We start from the raw sequence: 17,870 nt of genomic DNA, 5'->3' as shown, positions 1-17,870 counted from the left end.
GAGCAATGAAATGACCACAATAAAAACAGGGCAGCCGAAACCGGCTGCAACACATCCCCCGGGGGGACGCTCCGGCCGCGGGACATCGGACCCGGTCGGCACCGAGCCGCCAGCCCGAAAACAACGCACGAAAAAGAACTTGGGACGACGGCCGCTGCGCAAAGCCATCCAACGGGATTGGCAGCTGTACGCGCTCGCGATCGTGCCGCTGATCTTTCTTGCCATCTTCCGGTACGCACCGATGCTTGGAAACGTTATTGCGTTCCGTCGCTTTCGCCCCGGAGGAAACATCTTTGGCGACGAGTGGGTTGGCATGCGCTACGTCTCGATGTTCATCCAGGACCCCGTCTTCTGGCACGTTTTCTCCAACACGGTGATCCTTGGCGGACTGACGCTCGTCATTTGTTTCCCGCTTCCCATTCTGCTTGCGCTCCTGCTCAACGAAGTGCGCAAGAAGGCCTTCAAGCGCATCGTGCAGTCAATCTCGTACCTGCCGCACTTCCTCTCGATTGTGATCATCGTCGGCATGGTCATGCAGCTGCTTTCCCTGCAGGGCACGGCGAACCAAATCATCACGGCGCTGGGCGGGGATGCGATTCCGTTCCTGCAACGGGCAGAGTGGTTCCGCGTAATCTACGTTGGCTCTGAAGTCTGGCAGACGGTGGGTTGGGGAACGATCCTCTACCTGGCGGCCCTGACTACTGTCGATGCATCGCTCTACGAGGCGGCCGAGATTGACGGCGCCAAGCGCTGGCAGCAGATCTGGCACGTCACCCTGCCCGGCATCCGGCCGACCATGATGACCCTTCTGATTCTGAACATCGGCACGTTCCTCAATGTCGGGTTTGAGAAGGTCCTCCTGCTGTACAACCCGTTGACCTACTCCACCGCGGATGTCATATCGACATATCTGTACCGTGTGGGCTTGGTGTCGAACAATCTTAGTTATGCCGCCGCAATCGGACTGTTTCAGGCGTTGATTGGGTTGGCAATGGTTTTGTCCGCGAACTTCATTTCACGGCGAGTAGTAGGAGCGAGTCTATGGTGATCCAAACAGACCTGGCCAAAGGTGTGAAAGCACGCAAGCCAAGCAAGCCAAGCCGGACGAGGGGGGCCCGGGACTCCAGAGGCTACAAAATATTCACGTGGGTGAACTCATCGCTGTTGATAGTGCTGTGTTTGATCATGCTGTATCCCTTCGTGACAGTGCTGGCGCAGTCCTTCAGCTCGCCAGGTGCGATCAAGGCGGGGTTGGTCAGTTTCTGGCCGGTTGATTTCAATATCGACACCTACATAGCAGTGGCCAACAACGGCATGTTCTGGCGCAACTACGGCAACACTGTCGTCTACACCGTGGTGGGAACTGTCATCGCCATGGTGCTCACCACGAGCTTTGCCTATGTTCTGGCCAAGGAGCACCTTCGTGGTCGCAAGATTCTGATTGGGCTTGCCGTTTTCACCATGTTCTTCAACGGTGGGATCGTCCCGAACTATGTCTTGATCTCCTCGCTGGGCATGAAGAACACCATGTGGGCACTGGTGATACCGGGTGCGATCTCCGTGTTCAACCTGCTGGTGATGAAATCATTCTTTGAGAACTTGCCGAGGGACTTGGAAGAGGCTGCCCAAATCGACGGGCTGAGCTGGTTCGGGATCTTCGGGCGCATCGTGCTGCCCCTGTCGAAAGCAGTCATCGCCACGATGGTGCTGTTCTACTCTGTTGCATTCTGGAACGACTGGTTCGCCGCGTTCCTCTACCTCGACAGGAGCGAACTCTTCCCGGTTACCTTGTTTCTTCGCAATCTGCTGGCCGGTGCCTCAAGCGCTGCGACAGAAGGTGCTGCCGCATCGGGAAGCACCGCAGCTGCACTCTCTGCCAACATCCAATCGGTCACAATGATCCTCACTGTCATCCCGATCCTGTGTGTTTACCCGTTCGTCCAGCGCCACTTTGTCTCGGGCATCATGCTTGGTTCCGTCAAGGGCTAAACGTGCCTCCCGACAATTGCCCGGTGCGCCTTCCTCGGCTGTCTGCCCAGGATCTTCCCCAAATCAAAGGTTTGCAAAGAATGACAATTGACAGTCCAGTCGCCCAGGCGGAATTCCGCCAAGCGAAACCGTGGCAGAACACTTCCCTTTCGCCGGCAGCTCGGGCGGATGCGTTGATCGCCGAAATGACGCTTCAAGAGAAAACGAGCCAATTGGTTGGTCTGTGGGTTGGTGCCGATGACGGTGGCGGGGACGTTGCCCCCTACCAAAGTGACATGAGCCAGGATGCTCCGGAGTTTGCCGACGTCATCGTCGACGGACTCGGACAGCTCACCCGCCCCTTCGGCACCGTCCCCGTTGATCCGTTGTCTGGGGCGCAATCATTGGCCAAGGCCCAGCGCCAGATCATGGCAGCCAACCGTTTCGGCATCCCGGCCCAAGTTCACGAAGAGTGCCTGGCGGGCTTTGCCGCGTGGGGAGCCACCGCTTATCCGGTCCCGCTGTCGTGGGGTGCAAGCTTCAATCCCGCCTTGGTGGCCAGGGTGGCGGCACAGATTGGCGAGTCGTTGCGTTGCGTCGGTGTTCATCAGGGCCTGGCGCCCGTGTTGGACGTGGTTCGTGACTATCGCTGGGGCCGGGTGGAGGAGACCATCGGGGAGGACCCGTACCTGGTTGCCACCATTGGAACTGCTTACGTTCAGGGCCTGGAAAGTTCAGGCATTGTTGCCACGCTCAAGCACTTCGCCGGGTATTCCGGGTCACGGGCTGCCCGCAACCATGCGCCTGTGGCGGCAGGTCCCCGGGAAATGGCGGACGTTTACTACCCGCCGTTTGAAATGGCGCTCCGCCATGGCGGGGCCCGCTCCGTCATGAACTCCTATGCCGAGGTTGATGGCGTCCCCGCTGCTGCAGACCCGAAGCTTCTCACGGAAACATTGCGTGAGAAGTGGGGGTTTCAAGGCGTGGTCGTGGCAGATTACTTTGCCATCGCGTTTCTGCGAACACTGCAGCGGGTTGCCGGAACTGACGGCGAAGCAGCAGGCCGGGCACTGGCAGCCGGGGTTGACGTTGAACTCCCGTCCGTCGCAACATACGGCCAACCCCTGAACGATGCGGTCCGTGCCGGAGCGATTTCGGAAGAACTCGTCAACCGGGCGCTGCGGCGGGTCCTTGTCCAGAAGATTGAAGTGGGATTGCTGGATGCTGATTACCTGCCAACAGTACCAACGACGGTGGACCTGGACACTCCCGAGTCCCAGGCGTTGGCGCTTGAGCTCGCGCGCGAAGCCGTGGTCCTGGCCGCCAACGATGGAGTGCTGCCGCTGCGCCCCACTGCGCAACTGGCAGTGATTGGTCCACTGGCCGATGACCCCCATGGCATGCTCGGGTGCTACTCATTTCCAGCCCACGTTGGCGTCAAACACCCGGAGCGCGGACTCGGGCTGGAGATTGGAACGGTGCTGGCCGAACTGCGCGAACAACATGCAGGCCGGATCTCCCACGTACAGGGTTGCGACGTTAAGGCACCGGGAAGGAGCGGTTTTGCTGCTGCAACACAGGCGGCGGCCGCAGCCGAGGTGGCCGTGGTGGTCCTTGGCGACCGGGCGGGACTGTTTGGCCGGGGAACGTCGGGAGAAGGCTGTGACGCGGCGGACCTGCGCCTGCCGGGCGAACAGCAGGCCCTGCTGGAGGCAGTGTTGGAAACAGGAACACCTGTGGTCCTGCTGCTGCTCTCCGGCCGCCCGTACGCATTGGGCGACGTCGCGCACAGGTGTGCGGCCATCGTGCAGACTTTCTTCCCCGGTCAACGCGGAGGCCAAGCCATCGCCGATATTCTCACGGGCACCGTCAACCCCAGCGGGCACCTTCCGGTGAGCATCCCGCGGGAACCGAACGTGCAGCCGGGCACATACCTTGCCCCGCCACTGGGGATGCTCAACGACGTGTCAAACCTGGATCCCACAGCACTTTTTGCCTTCGGGCACGGACTTTCCTATGGCGAACTGACCTGGGGACAGGCTGGCGGCGGCGCCGAGGAATGGACGATTGGTGAGCATACGACGCTGAGTGTGGAAATCACCAACAACAGCGCAAGGAGGATGGCCGACGTCGTCCAGCTTTACTTGCACGACCCGGTGGCACAGGTGACCCGGCCGGACATCCGGCTGGTGGCCTACCGGCGCCTTGAACTTGATCCGGGGGAGAGCGCGAGTGTGCAGTTCTCGCTGCACTCGGACCTGACCTGCTTCGCCGGGATCAATCTGCAACAGATTGTGGAGCCGGGCGCCGTGGAGCTGCGCATTGCCCGCTCCAGCAGCGACGTACACGCGGTGATCCGGCGAACGCTGGTGGGGCGCGAGACCGTCGTCGGTGCGGACCGGGAGTTGGTGGCGGCGAGCCAGCTCAGCATTCACCCCATTCTTGCGGAAGGGGTGCAGTGATGTCATCACATTCGCTGGCGGCCGACAGCGGCCAAGGCATTCTGTCGCGAATCACTGCCACTGTCTACCGGTGCCTGGTGCTGGCGGCATTTCTGGCACTCATGTGCGCGCCAACCCTGCTGGTATGGACATTATTGGGTGCAAACTCGGCCAACATTGCCTTCTTCGTTGTTGCCATGCTCCCTGTGGGGCCTGCCCTCTCAGCGGCGGTTTATGGCCTGCGCGTGTGGGCCTCGGCACCGGATCTTTCCCCGGCCAGGGCACTGTGGCGCGGCTACACACTGAACTTTCGGGACACGATGAAATGGTGGGCCGTGGTCGTTGCGGTGGCCACGGTGCTGATCGTCAACATTGCCTTCGCCGATGCGGTTCCTTTTGCCTCCGCACTGCGGCCTGTGGGCTCCATTATCCTGGTCCTGCTGGGGGTCTGGTCCGGGCATGTGCTCGTCGTCGCTTCGCTGTTCTCGTTCAGGACCCGCGATGCGATGCGCATTGCCGCTGTGGAACTCTTCAGCATGTGGCGGGTGAGCCTGGGCTTCCTGTCGTTGTTGGTGGTGGCCGTGACAACCGTCCAGCTCGGCTCTGAACTGGCACTTCTGCTGCTCGCCTGGGCCTTCATGGGCGTTCTCTGGCTGATTGCACAACCCCTGATTGGCGACGTAACCCGGAGGTTCACCCAACATGACTGAGCCCCGGACCGCCGAACTGTGGGGTGGCGTCAACCCAATACTGCCGGGCTTCTATCCGGACCCATCAGTGTGCCGCGTCGACGGGGAGGACGGAACCTGGTTTTACCTCGTTAATTCCACCTTTGAGTATCTGCCGGGACTGCCGATACACCGCTCCAGGGACTTGATCAACTGGGAACTGATCGGTCATGTGCTGGACCGGCCAGGGCAGATTGACATCTCGCTGGTGGGTGATTCCGGGGGATTGTTTGCGCCAACGATCCGGCACGACGGGAACCGCTTTTTGGTGGTGTGCACGGTGGTCGGCGGCGGCGAACACGGATCGGGTAACTTTGTTGTCACGGCGACCGATCCGGCTGGTCCATGGTCCGATCCTGTCTGGTGGGACATGGACGGCATTGACCCCTCGATCATGATTGAGCCCGATGGCACTTTGTGGGCGCACGGCACCCGGCTGGCCCCCAAACCGGAATGGGCGCAGCAAACGGAAGTCTGGGTGCGGCGGCTGAACAGCCAGACGCTCAAGCCGGAGGGCGGGGAGACCATCATCTGGTCTGGGGCCTTGCGCGGGGCGATCTGGTCGGAAGGACCCCATCTCTTCCACCACGAAGGGTTTGTCTACTTGCTGGCGGCTGAAGGCGGCACAAGTTTTCACCACGCGATTATCGTGGCCCGGGCCGAATCCCCGCTCGGCCCCTTCACCGGAAATCCAGCAAATCCAGTGTTGACGCACCGAAATCTGGGCCGCTCGGCACCCGTGTCAAACGTCGGCCATGCCGACCTTGTTGAGGCGCCGGATGGCAGCTGGTGGGCCGTCTGTTTGGCCACCCGGGCGTGGGAGCAATGTGACCTCCTGGGCCGTGAGACATTCCTGGTCCCCGTGTCGTGGGAAGACGGGTGGCCGGTCTTTGCCCCGGGCGAGGGGCAATTGCCACGCAACCCCACAGGCCTCACTGGCCGGCAGTCCTCGGGCCCCGACGCTGTTGCGGGCCCCGACGCTCTTGGGAGTTCTGAACTGGCGGCGAAGCAGGCAGCCGACAACTCCGGGGGCGTCATTGCCGTGCGGCGGCATCCTTCGGAGTTCTGCACGCTGACCGGCAACGCCGGCGGCTCCGGCAACTCCGGCGAGTTTCGGATCGAGGCTGGCGAGGGCCTCACCGGACCCGCGCCGGCCTTTGTTGCCAAGCGGCTGGCCGGGCTCACGACGCGGGTGCAGGTTCGGCTGATCGACGCCGGCGAAGGGGTTCGTGCCGGCCTGGCCCTGCGTTACTCCGCCACGGCTTTCGTGACACTCACCGTGGGTGGCGGGGCCGTGCAAATTGAGTCATTCAATGGGCACGCTCCGACAAAATCGATCCGCACCACCTTGCGGACCCCTCCTGCTGAGCCGGGGTTCCCGGCGGGAACGGTGCCAGGCGTTCTGGCGTTTGAACTGCACGGCACCAGCGCGGTCGCCGTTTGGGAGCCGGCTGGCGGGGTGCCGGTGCGGTCCGGGGTTGTGGGCATCTCCCACCTTTGCGCCAAGCACGACGGCGGATTCGTGGGCGTTGCGTACGGGGCCCTGGCGACAGGGGACGGCGGTTCATCGACGTTTTCAGACCTGGGCGAACGACCATGAGCGAACTCTTCGGCTACCTGCTGGTGCATTTCGTCGAGGATCCCGGCAATCACAGGGAAAAGATCTTCCTGTCGTTGAGCGAGGGCGACACCCCCCTTGCCTGGCGCCGCTTGAATCACGGTGAGCCTGTTCTTGCCTCACACGGTGGTACCGGCGGGGTGCGCGATCCCAACATCGTCCGGGGACCAAACGGGGTGTTTCACATTGTCGCGACCGATCTGCGCGTCTGGCGTCCGACAGGCCCGGACTGGTGGGAATTCAGGCACCGGGGGAGCCGGGATCTGGTGATTTGGGATTCCACCGACTTGCTCAGCTGGTCCGAGCCCCGCTATGTGACAGTCGCCCCGGAGGGAGCCGGGATGGCGTGGGCTCCGAAGGCCGTTTACGACCCCGTATCCAAGGACTATCTGGTCTTCTTTTCCTCGGGCCTGGACGAAAGCGGGCCGCAGCTTCAGGACCCGGCGATGCAGCCAGCGACGGGGCCCAGCCGGATCCTGGTGACGCGAACCCGGGACTTTGTTGAATTCACGCCGGCGGAGACTTATCTGCAGCAGCCCGGCGGCCTTATCGACATGAGCGTGCTCGTGACAGGCACCTCCGTGCACCGTTTCGCCAAGCACGACGACGCCGCGCCAGGGAGCCTGCACGTATTCCATCAACGGGGCTCCGCATTCTTTGCCCATGACTTCGTCACAGTCGCCCACGACATTGGCCAAGAGATTGCTCCCGCCGTTGAAGGGCCATTGGCTTTTCGCGACAACCAGGAAAGCCGCTGGTACCTGTGGGTGGACCAATACTCGCGCCAGCCCCAAGGCTACGAAGCCTACTCAACCACCGACATCGAGGCCGGTGACTGGCACCGGGTGCCCAATTTCAGGCTCCCGGAAAACACCAAACACGGCTGCGTTTTGCCGCTGCAGAAGGCCGAGTACGAAGCTTTGAGCGCCTTTTATCCACGCTGAATCACAAGTTCCTGATCGCCACGACTGCCGACCACCGAAGGAAACCAACCATGCCCGCCGCAGACCGTTATGCCCACCGCAAAGTCAACGCGACCATCACCGTCACTGATCCACAAGGCAATCCACTCGCCGGGAGACCGATCACCGTCCAGCAGCGCCGGCATGCTTTTGGGTTTGGCTGCACCGCGCCAGACATGGGCGAGGAGGCAAGCGAAACCCGCGAACTCTGGACCCGACTCTTCGATACCGCAACGCTGGCATTTTATTGGGGGCGTTATGAACCCACCCGAGGTGAAACCGATCGTGAGCGCGTCATGCAGGCAGCCCACTGGTTGGCCAACCGCGGAGTGCGGCTCAAGGGGCACCCGCTGGTGTGGCACACAGTCAAAGCCGCGTGGGTGGATGAGCTGCCGTTGTCCGAGGCTGAGGAGCTGCTGCGGGGACGCATTCGCCGTGAAGTGGGCGACTTCGCCGGCGTCGTTGATTCCTGGGACGCGATCAACGAGGTCGTCATCATGCCGGACTTCGTCAATGAGCCGGACGGCATCAAGAATGCCATCACGCGCATGTCCGCCGAGAAGGGGCGGGTCGCGATGGTGGCGCTCGCAGTGGAGGAAGCGCGAGGCCAGAATCCCGAGGCGCAGCTCGTCTTGAACGACTTCGATTTAGGGCCCCGGTATGAGCAGCTCATTGAGGAAGTGCTGGCCGAGGGCATCAAGATCGATGCCATTGGCCTGCAATCGCACATGCATAAAGGGTTCCGTGGGGAAGACCGGCTCAACGATGTTTGCAACCGTTTCGCACGGTTCGGGCTGCCGCTGCACTGGACGGAAACGACGATCCTGTCCGGTGACCTGATGCCAGCGGAGATCGAGGACCTCAACGACTACGTCGTTGCGGACTGGCCCACTACAGCTGAAGGTGAGGTGCGCCAGGCCGAGGAAATTGTTCGCCACTATTCGACCCTGGTGGCGCATCCTGCCGTCGAATCAATTACTTATTGGGGCTTCGGCGACGGGGGTGCGTGGCTGGGTGCTCCCGTGGGTTTTCTGCGCGCAGACGGCACCCGGAAACCGTCGTATGCAGCGCTGCGGGATCTCATTCGCGGGGAATGGTGGCTGGATTCGGTCGACCTGGTGACGGACAGCGAAGGGCGTGCCCGGTTCGACGCCTTTGCCGGCAGCTTTGACGTGCTTTCGGGTGAATCCCAGCTGACGGTGGACCTTCCCGCGGGGCCGGCACGGGTTCAGCTGCCGCTTCCTGCCTAGTGCCAGTTCCGGGGCAGTGCGCGCCGCCGCAGCGCTAGGATGGCGGCGGTGCGGTTGACTCCCGAATCACCAGCTCGATCCCCAATTCCACCCGCGACGATGCCAGCGTCTCTCCCCGGGCTATCGAAATCAACATCTGCGTGGCCAAGGCCGCCATCTTCGCCAGCGGCTGATTCACAGTGGTGAGCGGGGGAGTGAGCCACGCTGTCACGGGAAGATCGTCATATCCGACGATCGAGAGATCGCGGGGAATGTGCAAGCCAAGTTCGCGGGCTGCCCGCATCACCCCCATGGCCTGGTAGTCGGATCCGGCGAAGATGGCTGTGGGCCGGTTGGGTCCCTGCAGAAGCTCGAGGGCGTGTTCGTAGCCGGCGACTTTCTCGAAGTCTCCCCAGCGGATCAGTGCCGGGTCGCAATCGAGCCCCGCCTCGTCATGGGCGCTCCTGTACCCGTCAACGCGGGCCCTGCTGCACATGACATCGGAGGGTCCGGAAATGACAGCAATTCGCTGGTGGCCGAGGCCGATGAGATGCCGGGTGGCGACCAGGCCGCCGTTCCAGTTGTTGGAGCCAACTGTGGGCACCCCCAACCCCGGGTCGCCATGGGCATCGATGACAACATACGGGATCGACCGGGCATCGAGCTGATGGCGCTGGGACTCATCGAGTCCGGACAGGACGAGGACGACGCCGATGGAGCGGCGGGCCATGATGCTGTCCAGCCATTCCTTGGACGGCCGGTGCGAACCACCCAGCTGTGAGAGCACGACGCCGATGTGTTCCGGCCCCGCCGCGTACTCCACGCCCTGGATAATCTCGTGGGCCCAGCCGCTGCCTGCTTCGTGAAAGACCAGATCAAGCAGGTCCGACGACCTGGATGTGGAATTCACGGCGACGGGCTTGCGGTAGTTGTGGCGTGTCAGTGCTTCCTCAACCCGAACGCGGGTACGCTCGGCGACGTCTTCCTTGCCATTGAGCACACGGGACACTGTCGGAACTGACACTCCCAGTTCCTCGGCAATCGCGGCAATCGTGACGCGTCTCTTGGCCATAACGACTTCCTTCCACAATCTTCGAAAGTTTCGGTATACAACATGGTACTGATTCCAGCCACGATTGCCTGACACCTTTGGCTTTCGAGCCGAACGGCACCTCCCAGCTGATCTGCCCGGCAGCATCCGCGCGCCGACGCCGGGAGTCATCGGCGGATCGATCATGTGTTTCCGGGGTCGGCGGACCACGCCCGACATGGTGCCGCACGCATGGCACTTGCTTTGTGACCTCGCCGGACGGAATCGTGACGGAACCGGAAGAACTGTTCGAAAGGACCATTCCATCAGCACGCGGCAATTGTGGTTGCACGTTTATTGCCGCCCTGACGCGGTTCCATGCTCGGTTCGGCTCGCGCAGCACCCGGACGCCACCTCGCCTGGCACCCATGTGGAGCCGTTGGAATGCACAGCGCAGGCTCGGTACGTACGCGTGGAACACGCGGGCCATTGACTTCGATTGTGACCTGGATTACTGTTCAAAAGTATCGGAAATACTACGAAACTATCGAAACTGGCGCAGGTTTGGCTCAAACTCAAGGAAGAGAAAATGGCACCCTTCACGTTTAAGAACCCACCCATTAGTAGACGCGCATTTGTCACGGGCATCGCCGCAGCCGGACTGGTGGCCCTGGTTGGTTGCAGCAAGAAAACGAATGCCCCCGTGGATATCTCGACGCAGAGCGTCGGTGCCATGGAGGGGTTCGAGGCGGACATGCAGTTCAAGGCCACGGAGCCGTTGGATCTCTCCATTCTTTGGACGGATTGGCCGGAACTTCCGGTAAAGGATTCTTGGGCGGTGTTCAAGGAAATCAAGGCCCGAACCAATGTCAACCTTGAATTGACCCACATTCCCTTCAGCGACGCAGTGGAGAAGCGCAGCCTGCTCATCAGCGCAGGCGATGCGCCCTCCATCATTCCGCTCATCTATACAGGTGATGAGAAGCCGTTCGTATCCTCCGGCGCGGTCCTGCCGATGAGCGACTACGTGGATTACATGCCCAACTTCAAGAAATACGTGAAGGAATGGGACCTTGGGGACATGATGGAGAATTTGCGCCAGGCTGACGGCAAGTACTACATGTTGCCAGGCCTTCAAGAGGTGTCGGTACCCGTCTTCTCGCTCATGATCCGCAAGGACGTGTTCGATGAAGTGGGGGCGGGAATACCCAATACTTGGGATGAAGTGCGGGATGGGTTGGTCAAGATTAAGGCCAAATATCCCGATTCCCATCCACTGGCCGACGGCTTTGAAGGGCAGTCGCTGCTGAATTACGCCGCTCGTTCCTTCGGTACGCAGGCCGGCTGGGGTTTCGGAACCGGCACAATCCTGGACGGGGAAACCAAGAAGCTCAAGTACGCCGCCACGTCGAAAGAGTACAAGGAGCTGGTCACGTTCTTCCATGGCTTGGTCAAGGACGGTCTGCTGGATCCGGAATCCTTGACGGCGGCCGATGCCGGCGGCGGAAACGCCACTGTCTCGGAGAAATTCGCAAACAATAAGATCTTCGCCGCTTCCGGGAACTCCAACACTGTCATTGAATACTCGACGGCGCTGGACAAGACCTTGGGAGAGGGCGCGCACGAAGTAATTCTCATTGCCCCGCCTGGCGGCCCCGCTGGCAACATCATTGGGCCCCGCAACTTCTGGCATGGCTTCATGCTCAGTTCAAAGGCCAAGGACGAACCCAACTTCCAGGCGCTGTTGCAGTTTGTTGACTGGTACTTCTACAATCCTGAGGCCCGGGACCTGCTGCGCTGGGGCGTTGAAGGAAAGCAGTACAGCAAGGATGCAACGGGCGCCATCAAGCTCAAGGACGGATTCTCACTTGATGCATGGAACCTCACGAGCAAGGGTGCCGTCGATATCCAGAAGGACCTGGGTTATTCCACGTTCGCCTGTGAAGGAACCGAAAGCCGGAAGTTGAAAGAGTCCTACAGCCCGAAGGATGCCGTGGCGTACATTGAATCAGTTCTGACGACCAGGACTTTCCGCGAACCGGATGCACCGGCACCGTTGGACGAGGCAGAACTCGAGCAGTCCTCCCTGATCGCCACTCCCTTGAAGGACAGTGTGGATACCAACACCTTGAAATTCGTCCTCGGCGAGCGCGACCTCAGCGAATGGGATGCGTACGTCACCGAACTTGAAAGCCAAGGGCTCACGAGTTACGTTGACCTGCTCAACACCGCCCACGAACGCTTTGAGGCCAAGGCATAATTCCTTGGAACCCTCGACGGTCAAGGCCACGCAAGGGTGTTCGAATCGCCACGCCACAGGGCCGGCAGGGCGCTGACATGACACCCGCAAACACGGTGCAGGTGAACCAGCCCGCGACTGACGTTGGCGGCCTGCCTTCGGTTCCGCCAACGAGAAACGAGTAAATGAATGCCTTCGACAGGCCGCGAAGTCTCCCGGCTGGCGCCAACTCCGCCCATGGGGTGGAACAGCTGGGACTGCTACGGCACGACGGTGACCGAGGAGGAAGTCCTCGAAAATGCCCGGCTTGTCCGGGACCGTTTACTGTCCTCAGGCTGGGACACCGTCGTCGTCGATATCGCGTGGTACGACCCGACGGCTAGAGCTCACGGATACAACGAGGATGCCCCTGTTGTGCTCGATGTGTACGGCCGCCAGCTGCCGGCACGGAACCGATTTCCCTCAGCTGAGGGCAGTACCGGGTTCACTGTCCTTGCCAACGCCATGCACGCCATGGGGCTGCGCTTTGGAATCCATGTCATGCGCGGCATTCCGCGTAAGGCCGTTGAGCAGAACCTGCCCGTCGAGGGGACTGAATGGACTGCGTCGCAGATCGCCAACCAGGATGACACCTGCAACTGGAATCCTGACAACTTCGGGCTCAACCATGCGCATCCAGGGGCCCAAGCGTATTACGACGGCCAAGTAGCACAGTTCGCCCGCTGGGGTGTGGATTTCCTCAAGGTGGATGACATGCAGGCGCCCTACCATGACGACGAAATCGCCGCGTTTGCAACCGCCATTGCCCGCAGCGGGCGGGAGATGGTGCTGTCGCTTTCCCCCGGAACGAATCTGCCCACGACGCACATCGAGCATCTTCGCGGGAATGCCAACATGTGGCGAATCTCCGATGACCTCTGGGACCGGTGGGATGACGTCCATGCGCAGTTCGCCCGTCTCGCTCGCTGGGCGCCGCTTCAACGTTCCGGTGGATGGGCGGATGCCGACATGCTTCCGCTTGGCCGGGTCGGACTCCGTGCCGAGCGCGGTGAGCCACGGGATTCCCGCCTGACTCCTGCGGAACAGCAGACGTTGCTGGCGTTGTGGGTCATGGGCCGCTCGCCGCTGATGATGGGCGGCGACCTGCCCTCGACCGACGAGGCAACCATGGCGCGCCTGGCAAATCCGGCCCTGTCGAGAGTGCTCGCCACGACAGCGGACAACCGAGAGATTATTCGGGAGCCAAAAAACCAGGGCGATGGCGAGGTTATTGTTTGGGCTGCCAGCGCCGACACGGGTCATTTTGTCGCGGTGTTTTGGACCGGCGAGTCCGAATGTGAGTTGTCCGTGGCGCTGAGCTCGGTCGTTGGGTCCACCGCCGCACGGGAAGGCTGGGCCGCCCGTGACCTCTGGGGGCAGGGCCCCACGCGGAATCTCGAGCTCGACGCCGAGGGTCGGTTCGCTGTTGTTGTACCGTCGCACGGGGTGCGCTGGTACGAACTTGTGCCAGTTGAGTCTGTGACAGCTGCTGATTGAGTGGGCTGCTGCCGGCCGGCCCGTCGCAGCGGTACTGCTACTCCGGTGAGCCCGTCATCCTGATGGTCAGTGCCAATGGTTCGACGCTGACCAACAGGTGGGTCGCCTTGCCCACATGGTCGCCGTCGAGCTGGAATTCCTGGGGCTGGTCCAAGGCGATTTCCGCAGTCCTGCCCGAGTGGCTCTGCACGGACTTGTTCTTGTTCCGGCCCCTCTTGAAGACCCCTGTGATGACATCCAGCCACCCAAACCGGCCCCGCGGTGCCAAAATCAGCAGGTCCAGGATGCCGTCGGTGACCAACGCGGCGGGGAAGATCTGCACTCCGCCCATCAGTTTTCCGCAATTGCCCACCATCACGCTGCGGACCTTGCGGCGGACCGGGCTCTGCCCGTCGATGGTCACTGTGGCCGTGACCGGCTTGCCCGGCAGGTGCCGGATGCCGGCTTCGACGTAGGCCAGCCACCCCACCCGGTCCTTGAGCTCGTCAATGGTGTCGCCCATGATGGCGGCGTCGTAGCCAAGTCCGGCGGCGACCAGAAACAGCTGTTCCTCCGTGCCATGGTCAACCACGGCCTTCACGACGTCGATCTTGGACTCGGATCCGCGTAGGGAGTCCCTGGCCGCCTTCAGCGGATCCGTCACGTCAATGCCGAGATTGCGGGCCAGCAGGTTGCCGGTTCCCAAAGGCACCAAACCCATCGCAGTATCAGCGCCGGCGAGTATTTCTGCGACACAGCGGACGGTGCCGTCCCCGCCTGCTGCCAGGACGACGTCGACCCCGGCCTCCAGGGCCTGCCGGGTCTGGCCGGCGCCGGGGTCCTCTTCCGTGGTTTCCAGCCACAACGGTTCGGCCCACCCGGCCTCGGTGCACAGCTGGAAGAAGTTCGCCTTGAATTGTTCGTCCGGGGCCTTCACCGGATTGATGACTATGGCGGCACGTTGGTTCTGCCGGAGATGCTCTTCTGCCATGACGTCCCTCGTGGTTTCGTGAATAAAGACCGGAACTGAATACTAACCCGAACAGCAAGGGGGAGGGCCCTGCGGCACGCGCCGGCACGCCGATTCAGAGAATGCCGTGGACCTTCAGCTGCTGCGCCAGACCGGCACCGTCCGGTGCGGAAACCCACGTAACAGCCCCGTGCTCGGACATGGGCGAATCCTCGAGCGTGCGGCCGCCGGCCAGCAGGGCCTCACCCGCGGACAGCTGGCGGATGGCAATGGCCGCCGTCTGCGGCGCGTGGGTGCGTGCAAACTCGGCGTAAATTTCCGGGTCGTGCTGACCGTCGTCGCCCACCAGCAGCCAGCGCATGGCGGGAAATTCCTGTGCGAGCCGCGCCAGGTTCTTGTGCTTGTGGTCCGGCCCGCTGCGGAACCAGTGCTGCCTGGTTGGTCCCCAGTCGGTGAGCAGCAGCACGCCGTCGGGGTACAAGTTTCGGGCCAGGAAACGTGTCAGGGCCGGTGCCACATTCCACGCACCGGTGGACAGGTACATGATCGGCGCTCCCGGGTGCCGGGCAACGACCCGGTCCAGGAGGACAGCCATGCCCGGGGTGGGCGTCCGTGCGCGTTCGCTGAGGACAAGGGTGTTCCACAACGCCAACAGGGGCCGGGGCAGGGCCGTGACCATGACGGTGTCGTCAATGTCGGAGACGATGCCGAAGGTCGCGTCCGGTTCGATGACCTGGATGCGGGCCTCGGCCGGAGCAGTGTCCGGGCTCCGCAGGACCACCGTGTGCCAACCCGGGGGCAGGGACGATTCCAAGACCACGTCCACGAGACCGCCCGAGTCGGCACGAACCGGATGGATGGCGTCGCCGATTTGCACCTCCAGCCGGCTGTTCCGCACCGGCACAGTGGTGAATGCCTGCCAGCCGCGGACAGTTCCGTTGGTGTCGCCGTCGGACGTGCTCGTCAGGACCACCCGGGCCAGCACGCGCACCCAGCCGGTGCTGCCATAGCCGGGGAAGGCAACGATTGTGGGGACAGCCCCGGTGAAGGTGGCCAGCCGGGTGCGGACGGTGTGGACGACGTCGGCCACGCGCATGACCGATGCGAGCAGGGCCGGGGCCGGGGGTTTGCGCGATAACGTAACCATGGCTTCACTGTTCCACAACACCTGACATTGACGCGAGCTGCCGGCCCCGAACGGCTGGCCCCGGTGCGGGTTTTGACGCATCTTCGAAGATCAGGCGGGGGCGTGCCGGGTGCATCCGTTCCAACCGGACCAGGCCCGACATCGTTGGGCAGCTGGCCACGACTGCCACCGACGCGGGCCTGACCGCGTTTGGTGGCAACTGTGTGGGTCAGCAGTTTGAAGCCGGGAGCTGGATTCATGTGAACCATTGCCACGTTGCCGGGATGAACCAGGAAGCGGCCCCCGGGCATCATTTTCTGTCAATTGGCCAGGTCCTCGAGATGGCACAGGAAACGGGGATATGTTCCGCCCTGTTGCTCAAAGCTGTTGCTCAAAGCCGGGCCAGCCAGGCTCGGGCAAAGCTGTAGATGCCGTACGCAATGAGCCCCGCACCGATCAGGATCAAGATGGCTTCCCCGAACGGCAGGGCGGCGAGGGTTTTCAGGGCTCCGTCCAGGCCGGAGGCATCCTTGGGATCCACCTTGACTGCGGCGACAACGAAAAGGACGCCTAGGGTCACGATGGCGACGCCCTTGGCGACGTACCCGGTCACGCCGAGCACGTCCACTGCCGTGCCAAAGCGGCCGGTAGGCACAGCGATGTCCTCGTGGAACTTCCTACGTACGCCCTTGTAAACAAAGTAGCCGCCAATGCCGGCAGTAACGATGCCCACGGCGATGAGCAGCGCCTGCCCGCCGGGAAGGGAGAGGATGGTCCCGCTGGCCTGACGGGTGGTGGTGGACGAGTCCGTTGGATGCCGCAGGGCCAGGGACAGTGCGGTGGAGGCGAGGGCGGCGTAAGTGACACCTTTGCCAAGCGAAACGACGCTGCGGGCCCACCGCTTTTTTGACGAAGAACCAATGCCAAGCCCGGCCTGCAGGAGCAGCCACAATGCCAACGCGGCGAGACCTGCCACTGTGATCCACAAAAGGATCATTCCGCCCGGCAACTTCATCATCTGGGCGAAAGCGCCTGACTGGTCTGACTCGCCGCCCTGATGGCGGGCAACGTTGATGGCGAGGTACCCCATGAGCAGGTGCATGAGGCCGCTGGCCGCGAAACCTATCCGGGCGACAATGGTCAGGGTGCGGCTGTTTCCGGCGCGGCTGGCGGCCCGCCTGGCTTCCCGGCCGGCCTTCATGTTCCGTCCACCTGGCGTTTTGATTGTTTTCCGTGGACGCGCTCGCCCGGGACGCGAACAGTCCGTGCCGTGTCGATGGCCATGACGGATCCCAAAATGAAAAGGGACAATGCCACGGACGCCGTCGTGTCACTGAGCCAGTGATAGCCCAGATAAAGCCTGCTGGCCACTTGTGCCAGAATCACGACGGCGGCGATCGTGAACAAAAGCGCCGTCAGGGGTTTGTGCCGGCGCCGGCTCGCAAGCAGGAAGGCCAGGATCAGCAGGAAATCGGCGGTTCCGAGGACATGGCCCGAGGGGAAGGAATAGCTGCTGTCGGCACCAAAGAGCATAAGGTCGGCGGGCGGTCGCGGATGTTTGACGAGCGGGGCCAGGATTTGGGCCAGCAGCAATCCGGTGACCATGCCCCCTGCCAGCAGAATCGGACGCCAGGCGTGCCTGGCCAGAAGCGTCCAACCCACGATGACCACCAAGACGATGATGGGCAGTGCTGCCGGGCCAAAGACAACGGCCATGGCGATCATGACGTGGGTCAGCGGCTCGGCGCGCAGGGACACGAACCATGTTGAGACCGGCTGATCAAAATGTTGGATGCCCGACTGCGTCAGGACACCGAAAAGAAGCACGAGGAACAGTCCCAGCCCCACCACCGACAGCACCAGCGACGTGCGGTACAGCTCCCGTATGGTTTGAGCTGGAACAAACCGCTCCTCCACAATGAACTTCTCGCGCCAGCCTTCCGGTTGCCGCCCATTCCCCGACGGCGCACGAGTGGATGTTTCCTTTTGGTTCATCTGGTTCTCCTTCCGGACCGGTTCAGGGCAGGTTCCGCGCTCACCGAAT

General features: G+C 62.3%; 14 protein-coding genes. 9 read left to right on the top strand and 5 right to left on the bottom strand.

The annotated features are described in order from the left end of the window. The first annotated feature begins 10 nt into the window (after window positions 1-10). The 7 genes from AC1L6K_RS19215 (at window position 11) to AC1L6K_RS19185 (ending at window position 8,967) form a co-directional block, all read left to right on the top strand. Entirely contained in the window at window positions 11-1,048 is a 1,038-nt protein-coding gene (locus AC1L6K_RS19215) for an ABC transporter permease (RefSeq protein WP_480950432.1), read from the top strand. After that, window positions 1,042-1,989 carry a carbohydrate ABC transporter permease gene (locus AC1L6K_RS19210; protein ID WP_480950431.1) on the top strand — a complete coding sequence of 316 codons (948 nt, stop codon included), beginning with the start codon at window positions 1,042-1,044 and terminating at the stop codon, window positions 1,987-1,989. Before AC1L6K_RS19215 ends, AC1L6K_RS19210 begins: the two co-directional genes overlap by 7 nt. An 80-nt stretch (window positions 1,990-2,069) precedes the next feature. Beyond that, entirely contained in the window at window positions 2,070-4,430 is a 2,361-nt protein-coding gene (locus AC1L6K_RS19205) for a beta-xylosidase/alpha-l-arabinosidase (protein WP_480950430.1), read from the top strand. Next, the gene (locus tag AC1L6K_RS19200; RefSeq protein ID WP_480950429.1) at window positions 4,430-5,119 is read left to right on the top strand and encodes a hypothetical protein; all 690 of its coding nucleotides are present in this window, start codon (window positions 4,430-4,432) and stop codon (window positions 5,117-5,119) included. Before AC1L6K_RS19205 ends, AC1L6K_RS19200 begins: the two co-directional genes overlap by 1 nt. Continuing rightward, a complete protein-coding gene (locus AC1L6K_RS19195; RefSeq protein WP_480950428.1) occupies window positions 5,112-6,737 on the top strand; it encodes a glycoside hydrolase family 43 protein in 1,626 nt (541 codons plus the stop codon). The genes AC1L6K_RS19200 and AC1L6K_RS19195 overlap by 8 nt, the downstream gene beginning before the upstream one ends. Next, a complete protein-coding gene (locus AC1L6K_RS19190; protein ID WP_480950427.1) occupies window positions 6,734-7,699 on the top strand; it encodes a glycoside hydrolase family 43 protein in 966 nt (321 codons plus the stop codon). Before AC1L6K_RS19195 ends, AC1L6K_RS19190 begins: the two co-directional genes overlap by 4 nt. A 50-nt stretch (window positions 7,700-7,749) precedes the next feature. Then, window positions 7,750-8,967, top strand: a complete 1,218-nt coding sequence (locus AC1L6K_RS19185; protein WP_480950426.1) for an endo-1,4-beta-xylanase — start codon at window positions 7,750-7,752, stop codon at window positions 8,965-8,967. Between the two features lie 34 nt (window positions 8,968-9,001). Here the strand turns inward: AC1L6K_RS19185 and AC1L6K_RS19180 are convergent, their stop codons facing one another. Then, a complete protein-coding gene (locus AC1L6K_RS19180; protein ID WP_480950425.1) occupies window positions 9,002-10,018 on the bottom strand; it encodes a LacI family DNA-binding transcriptional regulator in 1,017 nt (338 codons plus the stop codon). A gap of 547 nt (window positions 10,019-10,565) precedes the next feature. Here AC1L6K_RS19180 and AC1L6K_RS19175 point away from each other — a divergent pair. Together AC1L6K_RS19175 and AC1L6K_RS19170 are read left to right on the top strand one after the other, a co-directional pair. Then, the gene (locus AC1L6K_RS19175) at window positions 10,566-12,236 is read left to right on the top strand and encodes an ABC transporter substrate-binding protein (protein WP_480950424.1); all 1,671 of its coding nucleotides are present in this window, start codon (window positions 10,566-10,568) and stop codon (window positions 12,234-12,236) included. A gap of 168 nt (window positions 12,237-12,404) precedes the next feature. Continuing rightward, the gene (locus tag AC1L6K_RS19170; protein ID WP_480950423.1) at window positions 12,405-13,751 is read left to right on the top strand and encodes an alpha-galactosidase; all 1,347 of its coding nucleotides are present in this window, start codon (window positions 12,405-12,407) and stop codon (window positions 13,749-13,751) included. 37 nt (window positions 13,752-13,788) lie between these two features. On the opposite strand, the gene AC1L6K_RS19165 is transcribed toward AC1L6K_RS19170, so the two are convergent. The 4 genes from AC1L6K_RS19165 to AC1L6K_RS19150 all read right to left on the bottom strand — a co-directional run bounded on the left by AC1L6K_RS19165 (window position 13,789) and on the right by AC1L6K_RS19150 (window position 17,821). Further along, on the bottom strand, window positions 13,789-14,721 hold the full coding sequence (locus AC1L6K_RS19165; RefSeq protein ID WP_480950422.1) for a diacylglycerol/lipid kinase family protein: 933 nt from the start codon (window positions 14,719-14,721) through the stop codon (window positions 13,789-13,791). A gap of 94 nt (window positions 14,722-14,815) precedes the next feature. Then, complete coding sequence (locus tag AC1L6K_RS19160; RefSeq protein ID WP_480950421.1) at window positions 14,816-15,847, bottom strand: App1 family protein; 1,032 nt, start codon at window positions 15,845-15,847, stop codon at window positions 14,816-14,818. A gap of 370 nt (window positions 15,848-16,217) precedes the next feature. Beyond that, a complete protein-coding gene (locus AC1L6K_RS19155; protein WP_480950420.1) occupies window positions 16,218-17,027 on the bottom strand; it encodes a DUF1206 domain-containing protein in 810 nt (269 codons plus the stop codon). Then, window positions 17,024-17,821, bottom strand: coding sequence for a phosphatase PAP2 family protein (locus tag AC1L6K_RS19150; RefSeq protein ID WP_480950419.1), 798 nt, complete (start codon window positions 17,819-17,821; stop codon window positions 17,024-17,026). The genes AC1L6K_RS19155 and AC1L6K_RS19150 overlap by 4 nt, the downstream gene beginning before the upstream one ends. Window positions 17,822-17,870: the final 49 nt, after the last annotated feature.

Source organism: Specibacter sp. BI4 (assembly GCF_056680095.1).
Note: the sequence above shows the minus strand (reverse complement) of the source record. Positions and strands in the feature narration are given on the sequence as shown.